Source organism: Rossellomorea sp. NRS-1567 (assembly GCF_050467885.1).
Lineage (GTDB): Bacteria > Bacillota > Bacilli > Bacillales > Bacillaceae_B > Rossellomorea > Rossellomorea aquimaris_C.
The window spans coordinates 99931-115782 of the sequence record NZ_JBITPL010000015.1 but is presented as its reverse complement, the minus strand read 5'-3'; the positions used below and the strand labels follow the sequence as shown (position 1 = coordinate 115782).

Below are 15852 nucleotides of genomic sequence, written 5' to 3'. Positions count from 1 at the left end.
GAAATCACCTAACTCCCCGTTTCATATATTGAACGACTGATACTTCATCTAATTGTTTATTTTCCACTTGTTGATTCGTTTGCAAAAAGCGATGGAGATCGTTCTCCTTCATCTTTTCGTATTTCTTTACTTCTACGTTCATATCTACAAGCTTTTCTTCACACCAGTTCATGCGGTTCCTTGCTTGTATCACCAGGTCCTGGTAATAAGAAATGGTTCTTTCAAGATTGGTGATGAACTGTTGATGATGACGAATATGTTGTACAGATAAACCATTTTGCAACTTGGTTTCTTGATGCTGTTCGAGATTTTCTTTCTTTTTCAGAAACTCATAAAGCTTCTCGGCAACTTTTTCAAACTTTTCAATGGAACCCCTGTACATTTCCTGCACTTCATCTTTTTCTTTTTCCTTTAACGTTAAAATACGTTGAAACCTGTATTGATAACTCACTCGATTCATCCACCTTTTTCCGATAGCTTTATAAGTTCATCCACACTTGCAGGGAGAGAAACCTGTTCGTATACTCCCTGTTTCAAGAAGGAGATGATACCTGGATAGTATTGGATGGCTTCATCAACCTCACGGGAAGTACCCTTTTTATAAGCACCAATTTGGATAAGATCCTCAGAGTTCATATAAGTACTTAATAACTCTCTTATTCTCGTAGCGGCATGTAAATGTTCCTTAGATGCCAGATGATTCATTAACCTGCTCACACTTTTCAAAATATTGATAGCCGGATATTGACCTCTATTTGCGATTTGACGGTCAAGCACAATATGACCATCCAATATCCCCCTGACCGTGTCAGAAATAGGCTCGTTTAAATCATCACCATCTACCAACACGGTGTAAAATGCTGTAATGCTCCCGAGTACATTAGTTCCTGTTCTTTCTAATAGTTTCGGTAAAATAGCAAATACAGATGGCGTGTACCCTTTAGTGGTCGGTGGTTCACCGACCGCCAATCCGATTTCCCTCTGAGCCATCGCTACACGTGTCGCGGAATCCATCATGAGCATGACGTTCATTCCTTTATCCCGGAAATATTCCGCAATGGCAGTAGCCGTAAATGCTCCTTTAATCCTCATTAGTGCAGGTTGATCTGACGTGGCTGCCACTACAATCGTTCGCTTTAATCCTTCTTCACCTAAATCTCTTTCAATAAATTCCCTTACTTCCCTTCCCCGCTCACCGATTAACGCAATTACATTTAAATCCGCTTTCGTGTTTCGGGCAATCATTCCAAGCAGTGTGCTTTTTCCTACCCCACTTCCAGCGAATATACCGACCCTTTGGCCTTTACCTACAGTCAGCATGCTGTCGATGGCTTTTACACCAACCTCCATTTTTTCGTTAATGGGCGGTCTGGATAAAGGATTGGGAGGATCTTGCTCTGTATATGTCGTACTTAAGCTATTCGGTAAGTGACTTCCATCAAGTGGATGTCCCAGGGAATCAATCACCTTCCCTATTAAAGATGGTCCAATTTTGATTTCTAATGACTTTGACGTGCCTTCTACTAAACTGCCGGGAGAAATATCCTGCATATTGGTATAAGGCATGAGGATCACTAAATCATCATTAAACCCTACCACTTCTGCCAGAATCACTTTTTGTTTGCCACGGGAGAAAATATGAATGTGACAGACTTCACCTACAGAACTTTCGGGCCCTTGAGATTCGATCATTAACCCTACTACCCGTTTTACCTTTCCAAACTTTTTGAAAGTTGGAATCTGGGGGATATGGTGAATGAGATCTGCTGCTTTCATTCAACATCACCTTCCAGAAAATGAAGAAGCTTATGTTTTAACTCTCTTAATTGGGAGTCCACACTCACAATGACACGTCCCTGATTGGTTTCTATATAACATTCCTCGGGTTGAAGATCATCATTTGCATAAATAAAGCATTGAACATCCGTTGGGAACATGACTTCAAGCTCATTTTTGTTTTCAACTAAAAGTTTATGCCTGGACGGATGAACATGAATTTGAATATGAGGCAGATCCCTTACCTCCTTTAATCCCCGTTCCACGATCGAAAAGAAATGATCGGGTTCTTCCTGAAGTTTCCGATTCATGATTTTCTCAGCACATGTAATCCCTAAGCTGACAATGACCTTCTCAGCATTTTGAATATAGTCTTGATACTGCTGTTTATTTCTTTCGGTCATTTGATTGGCTTCCATTAATCGCTGTTGATATTCTTGATAACCTTTGTTTCTACCCTCTTCTTCACCTTGAAGAAATCCGGCATTATAGGCCTCCTGCATGAGTTGCTCGCGCTCAACCAGCCATTTTTCTTTCTCGCGTTCAATTTGACTTTGAGCATGGAGAGTCATCTCTTTCGCTTCTTCGATTATTCGAGTTGCTTTCTCATTCGCTTCATTGATAATGTGATTTCCCTCGGCCGCTCTGTTCATTTCAAAGTCGTTGTCTTCTTGTTGATTGAAGTCTTCCAGTGTTTTAACCCTTTTAAGGGATATCAGTTTTTTGTTTTCATCAATGGTTCGAGCAATGGAGGATTTAATGATTCTAGACAATAATATCGTCTCCTCCACCACGGGCTATGATGATTTCACCGGAATCCTCTAACCTTCTTATCACTGCTACAATCCGTGACTGAGCTTCTTCTACATCCCGTAATCGAACCGGCCCCATGAATTCCATTTCCTCTTTTAGGGTTTCCACCATACGATTAGACATGTTTCTAAATACCACTTCTTTCACCTCATCACTTGATACTTTGAGGGACAGGAGCAGATCTTCGTTATCACAATCGCGAATGACACGTTGAATGGAACGTCCATCAAGGGTGACAATGTCTTCAAACACAAACATTCTCTTCTTGATTTCTTCAGCTAATTCAGGATCTTGTATTTCCAATGCATCCAGAATGGTCTTCTCCGTAGAACGATCTACCCCATTCAGCACTTCCACTACTGCCTCGACTCCACCCGTCTGCGTATAATCCTGGGTCACAGTAGCCGAAAGCTTTCTTTCAAGGATTGCTTCCACTTCACTTATCACTTCCGGAGAAGTTCCATCCATGATCGCGATTCTCCTGGCAATATCTGCTTGAACCTCTTGAGGAAGTTCAGAAAGAATTTGGCCTGCTTGCTGTGGTTCAAGATAAGATAGAATTAATGCAATGGTTTGAGGATGCTCGTTTTGTATAAAGTTGAGAATTTGAGCAGCATCGGCTCTTCGTGCAAAGTCAAAAGGCTTTACTTGTAAAGATGAAGTTAATCGGTTAATGATCGCCAATGCTTGTTCTGATCCGAGTGCTTTTTCTAATACTGTTTTGGCATAGCCAATTCCGCCTTGGGAGATATAATCTTGAGCGATGGCGATATGGTGAAATTCTTCTAAGATATCCTCTTTCGCTTCAGTCTCCACCGTTTTGACTCCGGAAATCTCTAGCGTTAACTTCTCGATTTCTTCTTCTGACAAATGCTTGTATACTGATGCGGATACATCAGGACCAAGAGAGATCAGGAGGATGGCTGCTTTCTGTTTCCCCGTTAAGTCTTTCTCTCTTCTAACCACATTCATCCCTCCTAATCCTCTGATAACCAGGTCCGTAATAATTTTGCAAATTCTTCAGGCTTTTCTTTGGCCATTTTTTCAAGTTGTTTCCGGCGAATCGTTCCTTCTGTTTCTTCTTTAGGCTCAATTTCCGGTATATGGACAGGCTCCCTTGTTTCTTCATACGCCATTTCTTCTGTTATTTCTTTCTTTCTGGAGCGAATCAGGAAAAATACTAAAAGTAGAATGACAATAAGAAGTATTCCTCCAACCACATAGGTCCACCAGGGAAGAACAGATTTTTCTTCAGATGCCATATCGACTTTACCTTTAAATGGTTGAACCGAGACAATCACTTTGTCTTCTATTGCTTCGTCTGTCAATTCAGGATTGGCTTCCTTATCAATGGAAGTTCGTACAATGGTTGATAATACTTGGCGGATATCATCCACCCTGTCTTGTGGAAGGGAATTTATCTCTTCAGGATTTGGCGGTTCCACCATAACCTGAATCCCAAGGTCCCTTATTTTATATGGGCTCTCAACTACTTCTTTACGGATACGATTGACTTCATTGTTAATCGTTTCCTCCATTCGTTCATAATCACCGTTTGATTCTGATCCGGAACCATAAGTATCCCCAGTATTTGTTGGCTCATTAGCATCACCGGCTCCAGGTGTCCCACCCGGGTTTGCTCCTTCTCCCGAGAAGGTTTCTGTAATTCGTTGTGCACTTACGGCTATTCCTTCCATGTTTTCTTCATCCACTGGTGTAACAAGGTTTTCTTCACGGTTTTCCTGGGTAAAGTCTATATCAGTTGTAACCGATACAACCACTTTGTTAAATCCAATCAATGTGCCTAACATATTCTGAACTTGACGTTGTATATCACGTTCAATTTCTTTCTTGACATCCATTTGTTGAGCAAAGTTGCCTCCACCCATTGAATTATTTTGGGATTCCAAGTCAAAATACTCAAAAAATTGATTCATGATGACGATATTCTCTGTAGGGAGATCAGGAACACTTTTGGAAACCAGGTGGTAAAGTGATTTAATCTGCTTTTGATCAAATGTGAAACCAGGATTTGTATTTAATACAATCGAAGCTGATGCTTGTTGTATGTCATCATTTAAGAACACCTGCTTTTCTGGAAGATTGATCATGACTTTAGCATCCTGTACTCCTTCGATTCCTTTCATGAGTTGAGCAAGTTCTGTTTGCATCGCATCGAGCTTCAACACATTAAATTCATTATCAGTCATACCAAACCCGGCATTTTGACTAAAAAAGGAGTAATCAATACTGCCCGAGTTAGGAATACCTTCTGCAGCCAATTCAACCTTCAATGTATCTACTTGTTCTTTAGGAACCATAATGGTTGCTCCACCATCGGAAATCTCCGATGGGATTCCTCTACCATCAAGATTTTCTTTTATCGTGCCGGTTTCTGAAGGTGATAAATTACTGTATAGGGGAACAAGAGTCGTTCTTGTTGCAAAAAAGCTCACAACACTAATCAGAATGACTGTTATCAGAAAGGTTGCTCCCATACTTATTTTTTGTTTTTTTGTTCTGCTTGCCCAATAAGACTTTATCTGTTCTGTATATTTCTTAAACGAATCATTCATTACAATCCTCCGGTACATGACTGAATGAGTCTACTACATTGGCATTCTCATTATTTCTTGGTAGGCTTCTACTACTTTGTTACGAACTTCCATGGTCGTTTGTAATGTGATGCTTGCCTTTTGTGAAGCGATCATCACTTGATGAAGATCAACCTTTTCTCCCCGTACAAGCTTCTCAGTCATTTGATCTGAATGAACTTGCATGGAATTCACTTCGTCAATGGACTGTTTAAGTAATTGACTGAAATTCTCCGTAGCTTCTGAAGGAGAGATATTTTTTTTTGCAATTGACGGACTAATAATTCCAGGATTAATCGAACCTATATTATGTATTGCCATAGATCTATAACCTCTTTCTATTTACCGATTTCCAATGATTTCATTAACATCGCTTTATTCGCATTAAACACAGTAACGTTTGCTTCATATGAACGAGTCGCCGATATGAGGTCAACCATTTCTCGTAATGGATCTACGTTGGGCAGCTGCACATATCCCTCGCCATTCGCATCAGGATGTTCTGGATCGTACACCATTTTAAATGGTGTTTCGTCATCTTCTTCGATTCTGGAAACCTTTACGCCGTTTCCAACAGTTTGATCGTCCCTTGTATGCATGGCTTTATTTAAAAATGAAGAAAAATGATTTTCCTTTGGTGCCATCACAACAGATTTCCTCTTATATGGCTGCCATTCTCCCCCCACCATTTCTCCTCTTGTTGTGTCTGCATTCGCCATGTTTGATGAAATAACATCCATTCTTAAGCGTTGGGCAGTAAGGGCAGATGCTGTTGTATTCATACCTGTAAATATCGCCATGATTATTTACCTCCCCTTACAACCGTTTGAAGACTGTTAAACTTACCATTTATTCGATCGGCTAAGGCATTAAAATAGATTTGATTCGAAGCCATTTCTGACATTTCCTGATCTAAATCGACACCATTTCCATTGTGATTATATTGATAAGCTGTTTTTGTTTTAACCGCTGGATGTTGACTACTTGACTGAAAGGTGAAATGTCGTTGATCCGTTTTTTTGGCATCCAATTGTTGAACTGACTGGTCCAGCATTGTCTTAAATTCCACTTCTTTTGCTTTATAATTTGGAGTATCGACATTTGCGATATTTTGAGAAATCACTTTTTGATTTAACGAGGCGTAATTCAGTCCTCTTTCCAGAGTTGTGAAAGTGTTGGAAAATAATTTCACTAAAGGCACCTCTATCCGTTTTTTTGACAAGATACTACTATTTTTTACAAATTTAGCATGCAACAGTATTTATTGTAATGTTTAGCAAGATTAGTGTCTATGAATATTCTTTAAATTTTCTAGAATGAGGGCGATATTCAAAGAATTCGTGACTTTTAATCTACATTTAACCCTTAAATTACCAAGGATATTTTACCAATTTAATGTGAATTTTTCTAATTTTATTACATGTATGTTACATATACATGTATCTTCCGATTCGCTATCATAAGAATGAAATCCGACTTTATGTGCGTTCAAGATGGGTTTTTTACCAAATATCATTCTTTTACACACGAAAATAACACCTTCCAAGAGGTGAATTTCATCATATTACTCACTCTGCCATCTTTATTAATCAAACTGTCGAAAATAGTCGTAACATTGTTGTAACTTTATTGTACTATTCGTGCCATATATGACAATACCTTATGAAAGATTACCAATAGTCCATTCGGCTTATTTTCCCTAAACAATCAGACATTTCCGTCTGCAAAAGCGGAGGGGCTTTGCCCAGAGGCGACAAGCATAAGTCAAGCACACCGGAAAGGCGCTCTTTGCCTTTTTGGTGTGCTTGGCTTATGACCTCGAGCCTCTAGGATGATACAAAGCGGAGCATGCCTTCAGAAGCGAGCGTTAAGGTAACCAAAAAAAAAAGCTGTTCCCCATTTAACAGGGAACAGCTTTTCATTGGATTAATTTGTACGAAGCTTATCTAACTCAACTAAGAATTTATTGTTTAATACTTTAATGTAAGTACCTTTCATTCCCAGGGAACGAGACTCAATTACTCCCGCACTTTCTAATTTACGAAGGGCATTGACGATTACTGAACGGGTAATACCCACTCTATCGGCAATTTTAGATGCAACCAGAAGGCCTTCATTACCATCTAACTCTTCAAAGATATGCTCAATCGCTTCTAGTTCACTGTATGATAAAGAACTGATCGCCATCTGCACGACAGCCTTGCTTCTAGCTTCCACTTCGATTTCTTCCGCTTTTTCACGAAGAATTTCCATTCCTACTACTGTTGCACCATATTCACCCATGATCAGATCATCATCTTCAAAGCTAGCTTCAAGACGGGCAAGAATCAATGTACCCAGTCTTTCTCCTCCACCAATAATAGGAACGATTGTCGTTAACCCATTTTTGAAGAATTCTCTATTTTCAACAGGGAAAGCAGTATATTCACTGTTAACATCCAGGTTTGGAGAAGTCTCTTGAACATTAAAGAGGTTTTGAGTATACTCCTCAGGGAATTGGCGATCAGCAAGCATTTGTTTCATTCGCTCATTTTCAATTTGCTGATTAATGGCGTAGCCAAGCAATTTCCCTCGGCGACTTACAACGAATACATTTGTTTCAATGACCTTGCTAAGTGTTTCTGACATTTCTTTAAAGTTAACTGGTTTACCCGCTGCTTTTTGCAGCATAGCGTTAATGGTTCTTGTTTTACCTAATAAATTCATTACATTTCCTCCTACTACAACTTAAGTGTATCTATTATTTAATTTTGTATTCTGATTGATTCATCTATCTTTACCCAATAGAATGAAGGTGAAAACTTATAGAATAAACTGACTCAGATCCTTATTCTTAGCTATGGCGCCTAACTTATCATCCACGTACTTAGGTGTGATATTAATCGTTTCCAATGTAATATCAGGAGCTTCAAAGGAAAGATCCTCGAGAAGTTTTTCCATAATGGTATGAAGTCTTCTCGCTCCTATATTATCCGTGTTCTGGTTTACATCATAGGCAATTTCAGCAAGTCTACGAATAGCATCGTCAGAAAATTCAATTTGTATACCTTCTGTTTCCATTAAAGCGATATATTGTTTAATGATTGCGTTATCAGGTTCAATGAGTATACGCACAAAGTCTTCTGTAGATAGCTTCTGTAGTTCCACTCTGATTGGAAAACGCCCTTGTAATTCCGGAATCAGATCAGATGGTTTACTCATGTGAAAGGCACCTGCGGCAATGAAAAGCACGTGATCTGTTTTCACCGAACCATGCTTTGTGACAATCGTAGATCCCTCTACAATAGGAAGGATGTCACGCTGAACCCCTTCTCTCGAAACATCGGCTGAAGATTGGCCAGAGCTTTTGCTTGCTATTTTATCAATCTCATCGATAAAGATGATCCCTGATTGTTCTGCACGCACAATTGCCTCCTGGGTTACTTCATCCATATCAATAAGCTTTTGAGCTTCCTCATTTGTAAGAACGACTCTTGCTTCTTTCACCTTTAATTTACGTTTTTTCTTTTTCTTTGGCATAAAGTTGCTCATAGCATCCTGCATATTCATGCCCATTTGTTCCATACCGGACCCTTGAAGCATATCGAACATGGAGGGCTGCTGCTCTTCTACTTCAATCGTGATGAACTCCTCTTCAAGTTCACCATTTTGAAGTCTTGTTTCCACAATGCGCCTTTGCTCTTGAAGGGAAATCTCTTCCTGCTTTTCTTCCTCTTCGTTCGAAGTGCCCTGAGACTGATTACCACCAAAGATCATTTCAAATGGGTTTTTATAAGAGGTGGACTTTTTCTTAGATGGTACAACGAGTTCCACTAAACGGCGGTTAGCATTTTCAGCTGCTCTTTCACGAACCCCTACCATTTTCTCCTCTTTCACCAGGCGGACAGACGTTTCGACTAAATCTCTGACCATAGATTCCACATCACGTCCAACATAGCCGACTTCAGTAAACTTAGTAGCCTCTACTTTTACAAAAGGAGCCCTGACAAGCTTCGCAATTCTTCTGGCAATCTCTGTTTTCCCGACCCCGGTTGGTCCCATCATTAATATGTTCTTTGGAATCACTTCATCCTTTAATACATCAGAAAGAAGGCTACGGCGATATCGATTTCGCAATGCGACAGCGACCGCTCTCTTTGCATCTTTTTGTCCTACAATATATTGATCGAGACGTTCAACAATTTGTCTTGGAGTTAAGTGATCAGTACTCTTCATCAAATGGCACACTCCTTACTTTCCATATAGTGTAAAAGTATATAAAAATTTCAACCTGATGATTAATGTTTATAGCTCTTCAACAATAATTTGGTTATTCGTATATACACATATATCAGCAGCGATTTGTAAGGAAGACTGGGCGATTTCCCTGGCAGATAAATGGTCACCTGCGTATTGTTTTAAAGCTCTTCCAGCAGATAGTGCATAATTACCACCTGATCCAATGGCTAAAATTCCATCGTCCGGTTCAATGACTTCACCAGTCCCGGAAATTAGCAGCAAGTGATTTTCATCCATCACAATCAACATCGCTTCAAGCTTTCTTAACACTTTGTCGCTCCTCCACTCTTTAGCTAACTCAACAGCAGCCCTCGGGAGATTTCCATTAAATTCCTGAAGTTTCCCTTCGAACTTTTCTGATAGTGTGAATGCATCGGCAACTGAACCGGCAAAACCTGCTAATACTTTGCCATTAAATAGCTTCCGTACTTTTTTTGCTGTATGCTTCATCACAACTGAATTGCCAAATGTCACCTGTCCGTCCCCGGACATCGCACATTTGCCTTTATGCTGAACGGCAAAAATAGTGGTTGCGTGGAATTGTTCCATATCCTGACCTCCAACTCTTCTTAAGCACGTGGATGATGTGCTAAATATGTTTTTCTCAATTGATCCTTCGATACATGAGTATATACTTGAGTTGATGATAACTGTGAGTGTCCAAGAAGTTCCTGAACCGTTCTTAAATCGGCACCATTATTAAGTAAATGCGTGGCGAACGTATGTCTTAACATATGGGGGTGGATTTTTCCGGTCAGGGAAGCCTTCTCGATAATCTTATTTAAGATAAGACGTATCCCTCTTTGGGTTAATGCTCCGCCACGATGATTGACCAACAATTGGGTATGGGTTTGATTCTTCATTAACTTAGGGCGGGACTCTGTTATGTATTGTTCTATAGCATCGTGAGCAAAGCTTCCAAATGGCACATATCTCTCTTTGTTACCCTTACCTTTAACAAGGATTGTAGAAAGCCCTAAATCGACGTCCTTCATCTGTATGCTTGTGCATTCACTTACGCGGATACCCGTAGCATAAAGAAGTTCAAAGATGGCCCGGTTGCGAATGTCTAAAGGCTTGTCTCCTCCGCACGCTTCTAACAATGCTTGTATTTCTTCCTCATAAAAAAATTTAGGCAATCGCTGTTCTTTTTTGGGAAGATTCACAAAGGAAAATGGATTATCGGTTAGCTGCTTTTCCCGATTTAAATAGCGGTAAAAGCTCCTTAAACTGGATACCTTCCTAGAAATGGAAGATCTCATTAAACCATGATCATGCAGCTTAGTTAAAAAAAGTCTCGCATCAGAATACTCGACATCTTTTAATGAACTTAAACCTTGTTCTTTCATAAATACGTAGAACTCCTCAATATCATGACGATATTGTTCAAAAGTATGAGCAGAATAATGCTTTTCTATTTGTATATATTCAGTAAAGGATTGTAATTGTTCATATAATTGATTTCTCATTTTTAACACCTCACAAGGGCTACTAAATAGTAACACAACCCAGCTGCCCTTGCAATGAATTTTACACTTTTTTCACAAAGTTCTGAATTGTTTTTAATGCCCGGTTGGCATGTTGCTCATTACGATCTTTTTTGCCTTTTACCTTTTTTGGCAAATCAGGGAGTAGACCGAAATTAGCATTCATCGGTTGGAAGTTGTTCTTGTTGGCCGTCGTAATATATCTTGCCATACTTCCAATCGCTGTTTCATGAGGGAATACCACGGGTGATTCACCTATAGCCAATTTCGCTGCATTGATTCCCGCGATCAGCCCGCTGGCAGCAGATTCCACATAACCTTCCACTCCAGTCATTTGACCGGCAAAAAACAGGTTCTCATGGTCTTTTAGTTGATAGGTATCCTTTAGAACATTGGGAGAGTTGATGAAGGTATTTCTGTGCATCACCCCATAGCGGACAATTTCCGCATTCTCAAGTCCAGGAATCAATTGAAGCACTTCTTTTTGCGGGCCCCACTTTAAATGTGTTTGAAAGCCTACAATATTGTAAAGTGTTCCTGCTGCATCATCTTGTCTTAATTGTACAACAGCATATGGTTGTTTACCTGTTTTAGGGTCTTCTAATCCCACCGGTTTTAAAGGACCAAATAACATGGTTTTCCTTCCCCTGGATGCCATCACTTCTATCGGCATGCACCCTTCAAAGAAAATCTCTTTTTCAAACTCTTTTAAAGGCACCGTTTCAGCTGAAATAAGGGCTTCGTAGAAACGATTGAACTCATTTTCTGTCATCGGACAATTTAAGTATGCCGCTTCCCCTTTGTCATACCGAGATTTCAAATACACTTTGTCCATATCAATTGAATCTTTCTCAATGATTGGTGCAGCTGCGTCGTAGAAATATAAATGTTCTTCTCCCGTTACTTTTCTGATTTTCTCTGAAAGATTCTCACTTGTAAGTGGTCCTGTTGCTATAATGGTGATTCCTTCAGGTAAATCCGTGACCTCTTCATTATATACCATGACATTCGGGTGATTCTTCACTTTATCAGTGACATGGGCTGCAAATTCGTGACGATCCACGGCCAATGCTCCTCCTGCAGGAACAGAACAGGCATCGGCTGCTGACATGATGACGGAATCTAAATGCCGCATTTCCTCTTTTAATACACCAACAGCATTGGTTAATGTATTCGCTCTAAGCGAGTTGCTGCACACAAGCTCTGCAAATTTATCTGTATGATGGGCAGGTGTCTGACGTACCGGTCTCATTTCAAAAAGGTTAACCTTTATTCCCCTCTTAGCAATCTGCCAAGCGGCTTCACTTCCCGCTAACCCTGCTCCAATAACATTTACTGGCATCTATATAAACCTCCTGTAAATCGATCCTTCATCTTAACCACATTGTATTGTACACCAATGCACAATGATAAAAAAGACAAAAGCATATTATGAATTTGTCTTTTTAACTAAATGCAAACAGAAAAGGGCTGACCCATCAGGTAATAGAGAAATCACCTGTTGGGACAGTCCCTTGTTACATTGTATAAGTTCATTGTTCAACAATCAATCTTTTTTATTGTTCAGACGAACAGGAAACTCACACTACTTCTGAGTTTCTTCTTTATAATCACAACTAGTACATTGAATTTGATTACCTTTTTTAAGCTTTTTCTCAACGAGCAATTCTGAACACTTCGGACATTTCCGTTCGATCGGCTTATCCCATGATAAGAAGTCACATTCAGGATATTGATCACAACCGTAGAAAATACGCTTTTTCTTGCTTTTTCGTTCGATGATATTGCCCTTTTCACATTTTGGACATTTCACACCGATTTCCTTGACGATTGGCTTAGTATTTCTGCAGTCAGGAAAATTACTGCAAGCCATGAACTTTCCATATCGACCCATTTTGAATACCATTGGATGTCCGCATTCTTCACAATCTTCACCGGCAGGTTCATCGCGGATTTCAATTTTTTCCATTTCATTTTCCGCTTTTTCCAAATGTTTTTCAAAATCCTGATAAAAGCGATCGATGATTCTTTCCCACTTCACATTGCCATCTTCAATATCATCCAAGCTGCGCTCCATGTTTGCCGTAAACTCGACGTCAATGATATCCGGGAAGAACTCTCTCACCAGTTCTAAAACGATTTCGCCCAGTTCAGTCGGAATGAAACGCTTATTATCCAATGTTACATAGCCTCTTCGTTGAATCGTATCAAGAGTCGGAGCATATGTGGAAGGACGGCCAATACCCAGTTCTTCCAGCGTCTTGACGAGCCTTGCTTCTGTATACCTTGGTGGGGGTTGAGTGAAATGCTGATTTGGATCAATGCTTTCACTTTTCACTTTATCGTTTTCTTCCAAGGCTGGTAGAAGATTGTCTTTTTCCTCTTTCTGATCATCCGATCCTTCAACATATACTTTCATAAAGCCTGGAAACTTCACTTTAGAGCCGGTTGCTCTAAACATGACGGAACCATTTACAATATCCACACTCATCGTATCCATAATTGCCGGTGACATTTCACTTGCAACAAATCGTTCCCAAATCAATTTATAAAGTCTGTATTGATCTCTTGAAAGATATTCTTTCACTGAAGCGGGATCCCTTAATGTACTGGTTGGACGGACGGCTTCGTGGGCATCTTGAGATTTTTGTTGTTTTTTCTCTTTACGCTCAGCCTGCTTAACGAAATCATTACCATATTTATTAACGATGTATTCGTTCGCTTCTTTTTGAGCCACTTCAGAAATACGAGTCGAGTCAGTTCTCATATAAGTAATAAAACCAACCGTGCCTTCTTTCCCCATCTCTATTCCTTCATATAATTGTTGGGCAAGCATCATCGTTTTCTTTGCACGGAAGTTTAATTTTCTTGCTGCTTCCTGCTGTAGTGAAGAAGTTGTAAATGGCGGAGCAGGATTTCGTTTTCTTTCCTTTTTTGTTACTTTGTTAATTTCAAAGGACTTCCCTTTTACTTTACCAAGCACTTCTTTCACATCTTCTTCGGTCTTCAATTCAACCTTCTTACCGTCCATTCCGTAAAACGATGCCTGGAATGTATCGTTCCCTTTTGTGAATTCAGCTTCTATTGACCAGTACTCTTCTGGAGTAAAACTTTTGATTTCATTTTCCCGGTCAATAATTAATCTTAGTGCGACAGATTGCACTCTCCCTGCACTTAGACCCTTTTTAACTTTCTTCCAAAGGAGCGGGCTGATGTTGTAACCCACTAATCGATCTAAAATCCTGCGTGCCTGTTGAGCATCGACTAAATCCATATTGATCGCGCGTGGATGCTTAAAGGACTCTTTAATCGCATCCTTCGTAATCTCATTAAATACCACACGACATTCGGAAGTGGTGTCCATGGCAAGGCTGTGAGCCAAATGCCAGGCAATTGCTTCTCCTTCCCTGTCGGGGTCAGCCGCGAGGAAGATTTTTTTGACTTTTTTTGCTGCTGTTTTCAATTCTTTTAATACAGGGCCTTTACCGCGTATCGTTATATACTTAGGCTCAAATTCGTTTTCTACATCAACGCCCATTTGACTTTTCGGTAAGTCTCTGACGTGGCCCATTGAAGCCCTGACCTTATATTTTTTTCCTAAATAACGCTCAATTGTTTTCGCCTTTGCCGGCGACTCTACTATTACTAAATAATCTGCCATCCAATTAGCCTCCTTAAAGAGGGAAATAATCACTGTTTATAGCACCTTGGAATGTTTATGACCCAAGTGAAACGGAAACGTTTACACTTTCATTCACATAGGTATAGAATTGATATCAGTTTAGATAATCACTACTTTTAACGATTTATTTCTCTTATATATAGTTTTAGATACCTGTTGCAAAATGTATAACAGTTTCACAATAATTGCAACCATTTTGTATAAATAACTTGTTATTATTCAATCATTCATCGGAAAAACCCTACTTTATTAAAAGATTCTATATCATATTATCTTAATTTATACTCCCAGTTCTGAAATAATATCTTCTATTGATAGGACCATTCTTGCACCTTCCTGGATTAGACTGTTGGTTCCTTCTGCTAACGGCTCATGTATGGATCCTGGTATACATAATACTTCTCTTCCTTCATTTAATGCATAATCAGCCGTGATGAATGTCCCGCTCTTTTTTCTTGCCTCCGTAACAAGCACTGCATCGGTAAGACCGCTGATAATCCTATTTCTAAAAGGAAATTGCCATTTTTCAGGTTTAATATAAGGGGGATATTCAGAGAGGAGAAGCTGATGCTTCATCATATGATGGGCTAATCCTTCATTTTGCTTCGGATAAATGTGATTGAAACCTCCACCAAGGACACCTATCGTTTGGCCACCTGATTGAATCGTTTCGTTATGAGCCACCGTATCTGCACCTTGCGCTAGTCCACTTACAATGACTACCTCTTTCTTCACCAGCTGTGGAATCATATCGCGAAGAATTTTTTCCGTATAAGAGGTGGCATTTCTCGAACCAATAATGGCCAATTTCTTTCGTCCATGAAGGAGATTCCTGTTTCCTTTTAAAAAGAGAAGAAAGGGGGGATCATATACGTTTCTCAGTAGAGCAGGGTAATCTTCGTCCATAATCGTGATCCAGTCTATATCATTTTCTGAATAAAGCTTTTTGTATCGGTCTGAATTAAATGAATGAAGGTCTCTATAGAAGAGTTCTGAATTGACTGTGGTAGAATGGGTTATTTGTTGGAGCGTGGAAGGGGATAAATCAAAGATAGAGTGTAATTCCTGGAGAGATTCTAGTATTCTTTTTGTTCCTTTCAATCCAATCCCCCGACAATGATGAATATGAAATAGAATATGACGACGGTCTTTCATTTATAACCTCCTGAATTTTCTTTAATAGAGAATATAAAACTGAGACTGATAGCATGAATGCCATCAG

Annotated in this window: 15 protein-coding genes; all 15 read right to left on the bottom strand. The window is 39.6% G+C overall.

Annotation, left to right across the window (positions count from 1 at the left end):
- Positions 1-4: 4 nt before the first annotated feature.
- Complete coding sequence (fliJ, locus tag ACIFOD_RS10010) at positions 5-451, bottom strand: flagellar export protein FliJ (RefSeq protein ID WP_397551706.1); 447 nt, start codon at positions 449-451, stop codon at positions 5-7.
- Between the two features lie 5 nt (positions 452-456).
- Complete coding sequence (gene fliI / locus ACIFOD_RS10005; RefSeq protein WP_430314480.1) at positions 457-1776, bottom strand: flagellar protein export ATPase FliI; 1320 nt, start codon at positions 1774-1776, stop codon at positions 457-459.
- Positions 1773-2549, bottom strand: coding sequence for a flagellar assembly protein FliH (gene fliH / locus ACIFOD_RS10000; protein WP_430314479.1), 777 nt, complete (start codon positions 2547-2549; stop codon positions 1773-1775). The genes fliI and fliH overlap by 4 nt, the downstream gene beginning before the upstream one ends.
- On the bottom strand, positions 2542-3561 hold the full coding sequence (gene fliG, locus ACIFOD_RS09995) for a flagellar motor switch protein FliG (RefSeq protein ID WP_430314478.1): 1020 nt from the start codon (positions 3559-3561) through the stop codon (positions 2542-2544). The genes fliH and fliG overlap by 8 nt, the downstream gene beginning before the upstream one ends.
- Positions 3562-3566: 5 nt before the next feature.
- The gene (fliF, locus tag ACIFOD_RS09990) at positions 3567-5165 is read right to left on the bottom strand and encodes a flagellar basal-body MS-ring/collar protein FliF (RefSeq protein WP_430314477.1); all 1599 of its coding nucleotides are present in this window, start codon (positions 5163-5165) and stop codon (positions 3567-3569) included.
- A 33-nt stretch (positions 5166-5198) separates the two neighbouring features.
- Positions 5199-5504, bottom strand: coding sequence for a flagellar hook-basal body complex protein FliE (gene fliE, locus ACIFOD_RS09985; RefSeq protein WP_430314476.1), 306 nt, complete (start codon positions 5502-5504; stop codon positions 5199-5201).
- A gap of 17 nt (positions 5505-5521) precedes the next feature.
- Complete coding sequence (gene flgC / locus ACIFOD_RS09980; RefSeq protein ID WP_430314475.1) at positions 5522-5983, bottom strand: flagellar basal body rod protein FlgC; 462 nt, start codon at positions 5981-5983, stop codon at positions 5522-5524.
- Between the two features lie 2 nt (positions 5984-5985).
- Positions 5986-6375 carry a flagellar basal body rod protein FlgB gene (gene flgB, locus ACIFOD_RS09975; protein ID WP_430314474.1) on the bottom strand — a complete coding sequence of 130 codons (390 nt, stop codon included), beginning with the start codon at positions 6373-6375 and terminating at the stop codon, positions 5986-5988.
- A 734-nt stretch (positions 6376-7109) separates the two neighbouring features.
- Positions 7110-7889 carry a GTP-sensing pleiotropic transcriptional regulator CodY gene (codY, locus tag ACIFOD_RS09970; RefSeq protein WP_113968229.1) on the bottom strand — a complete coding sequence of 260 codons (780 nt, stop codon included), beginning with the start codon at positions 7887-7889 and terminating at the stop codon, positions 7110-7112.
- A gap of 96 nt (positions 7890-7985) precedes the next feature.
- Positions 7986-9398: an HslU--HslV peptidase ATPase subunit gene (gene hslU / locus ACIFOD_RS09965; protein ID WP_430314473.1), complete on the bottom strand. Its 1413-nt coding sequence runs from the start codon at positions 9396-9398 to the stop codon at positions 7986-7988.
- A gap of 69 nt (positions 9399-9467) precedes the next feature.
- Positions 9468-10010 (bottom strand): ATP-dependent protease subunit HslV, encoded by a 543-nt coding sequence (hslV, locus tag ACIFOD_RS09960; RefSeq protein ID WP_430314472.1) that lies wholly within the window; start codon positions 10008-10010, stop codon positions 9468-9470.
- Positions 10011-10030: 20 nt separating this feature from the next.
- Complete coding sequence (gene xerC, locus ACIFOD_RS09955) at positions 10031-10930, bottom strand: tyrosine recombinase XerC (protein ID WP_430314471.1); 900 nt, start codon at positions 10928-10930, stop codon at positions 10031-10033.
- A gap of 61 nt (positions 10931-10991) precedes the next feature.
- A complete protein-coding gene (trmFO, locus tag ACIFOD_RS09950) occupies positions 10992-12290 on the bottom strand; it encodes an FADH(2)-oxidizing methylenetetrahydrofolate--tRNA-(uracil(54)-C(5))-methyltransferase TrmFO (protein ID WP_430314470.1) in 1299 nt (432 codons plus the stop codon).
- A 243-nt stretch (positions 12291-12533) separates the two neighbouring features.
- Positions 12534-14609, bottom strand: a complete 2076-nt coding sequence (topA, locus tag ACIFOD_RS09945; protein ID WP_430314469.1) for a type I DNA topoisomerase — start codon at positions 14607-14609, stop codon at positions 12534-12536.
- A gap of 300 nt (positions 14610-14909) precedes the next feature.
- Positions 14910-15785: a DNA-processing protein DprA gene (dprA, locus tag ACIFOD_RS09940; RefSeq protein WP_430314468.1), complete on the bottom strand. Its 876-nt coding sequence runs from the start codon at positions 15783-15785 to the stop codon at positions 14910-14912.
- Between the last annotated feature and the right edge of the window lie 67 nt (positions 15786-15852).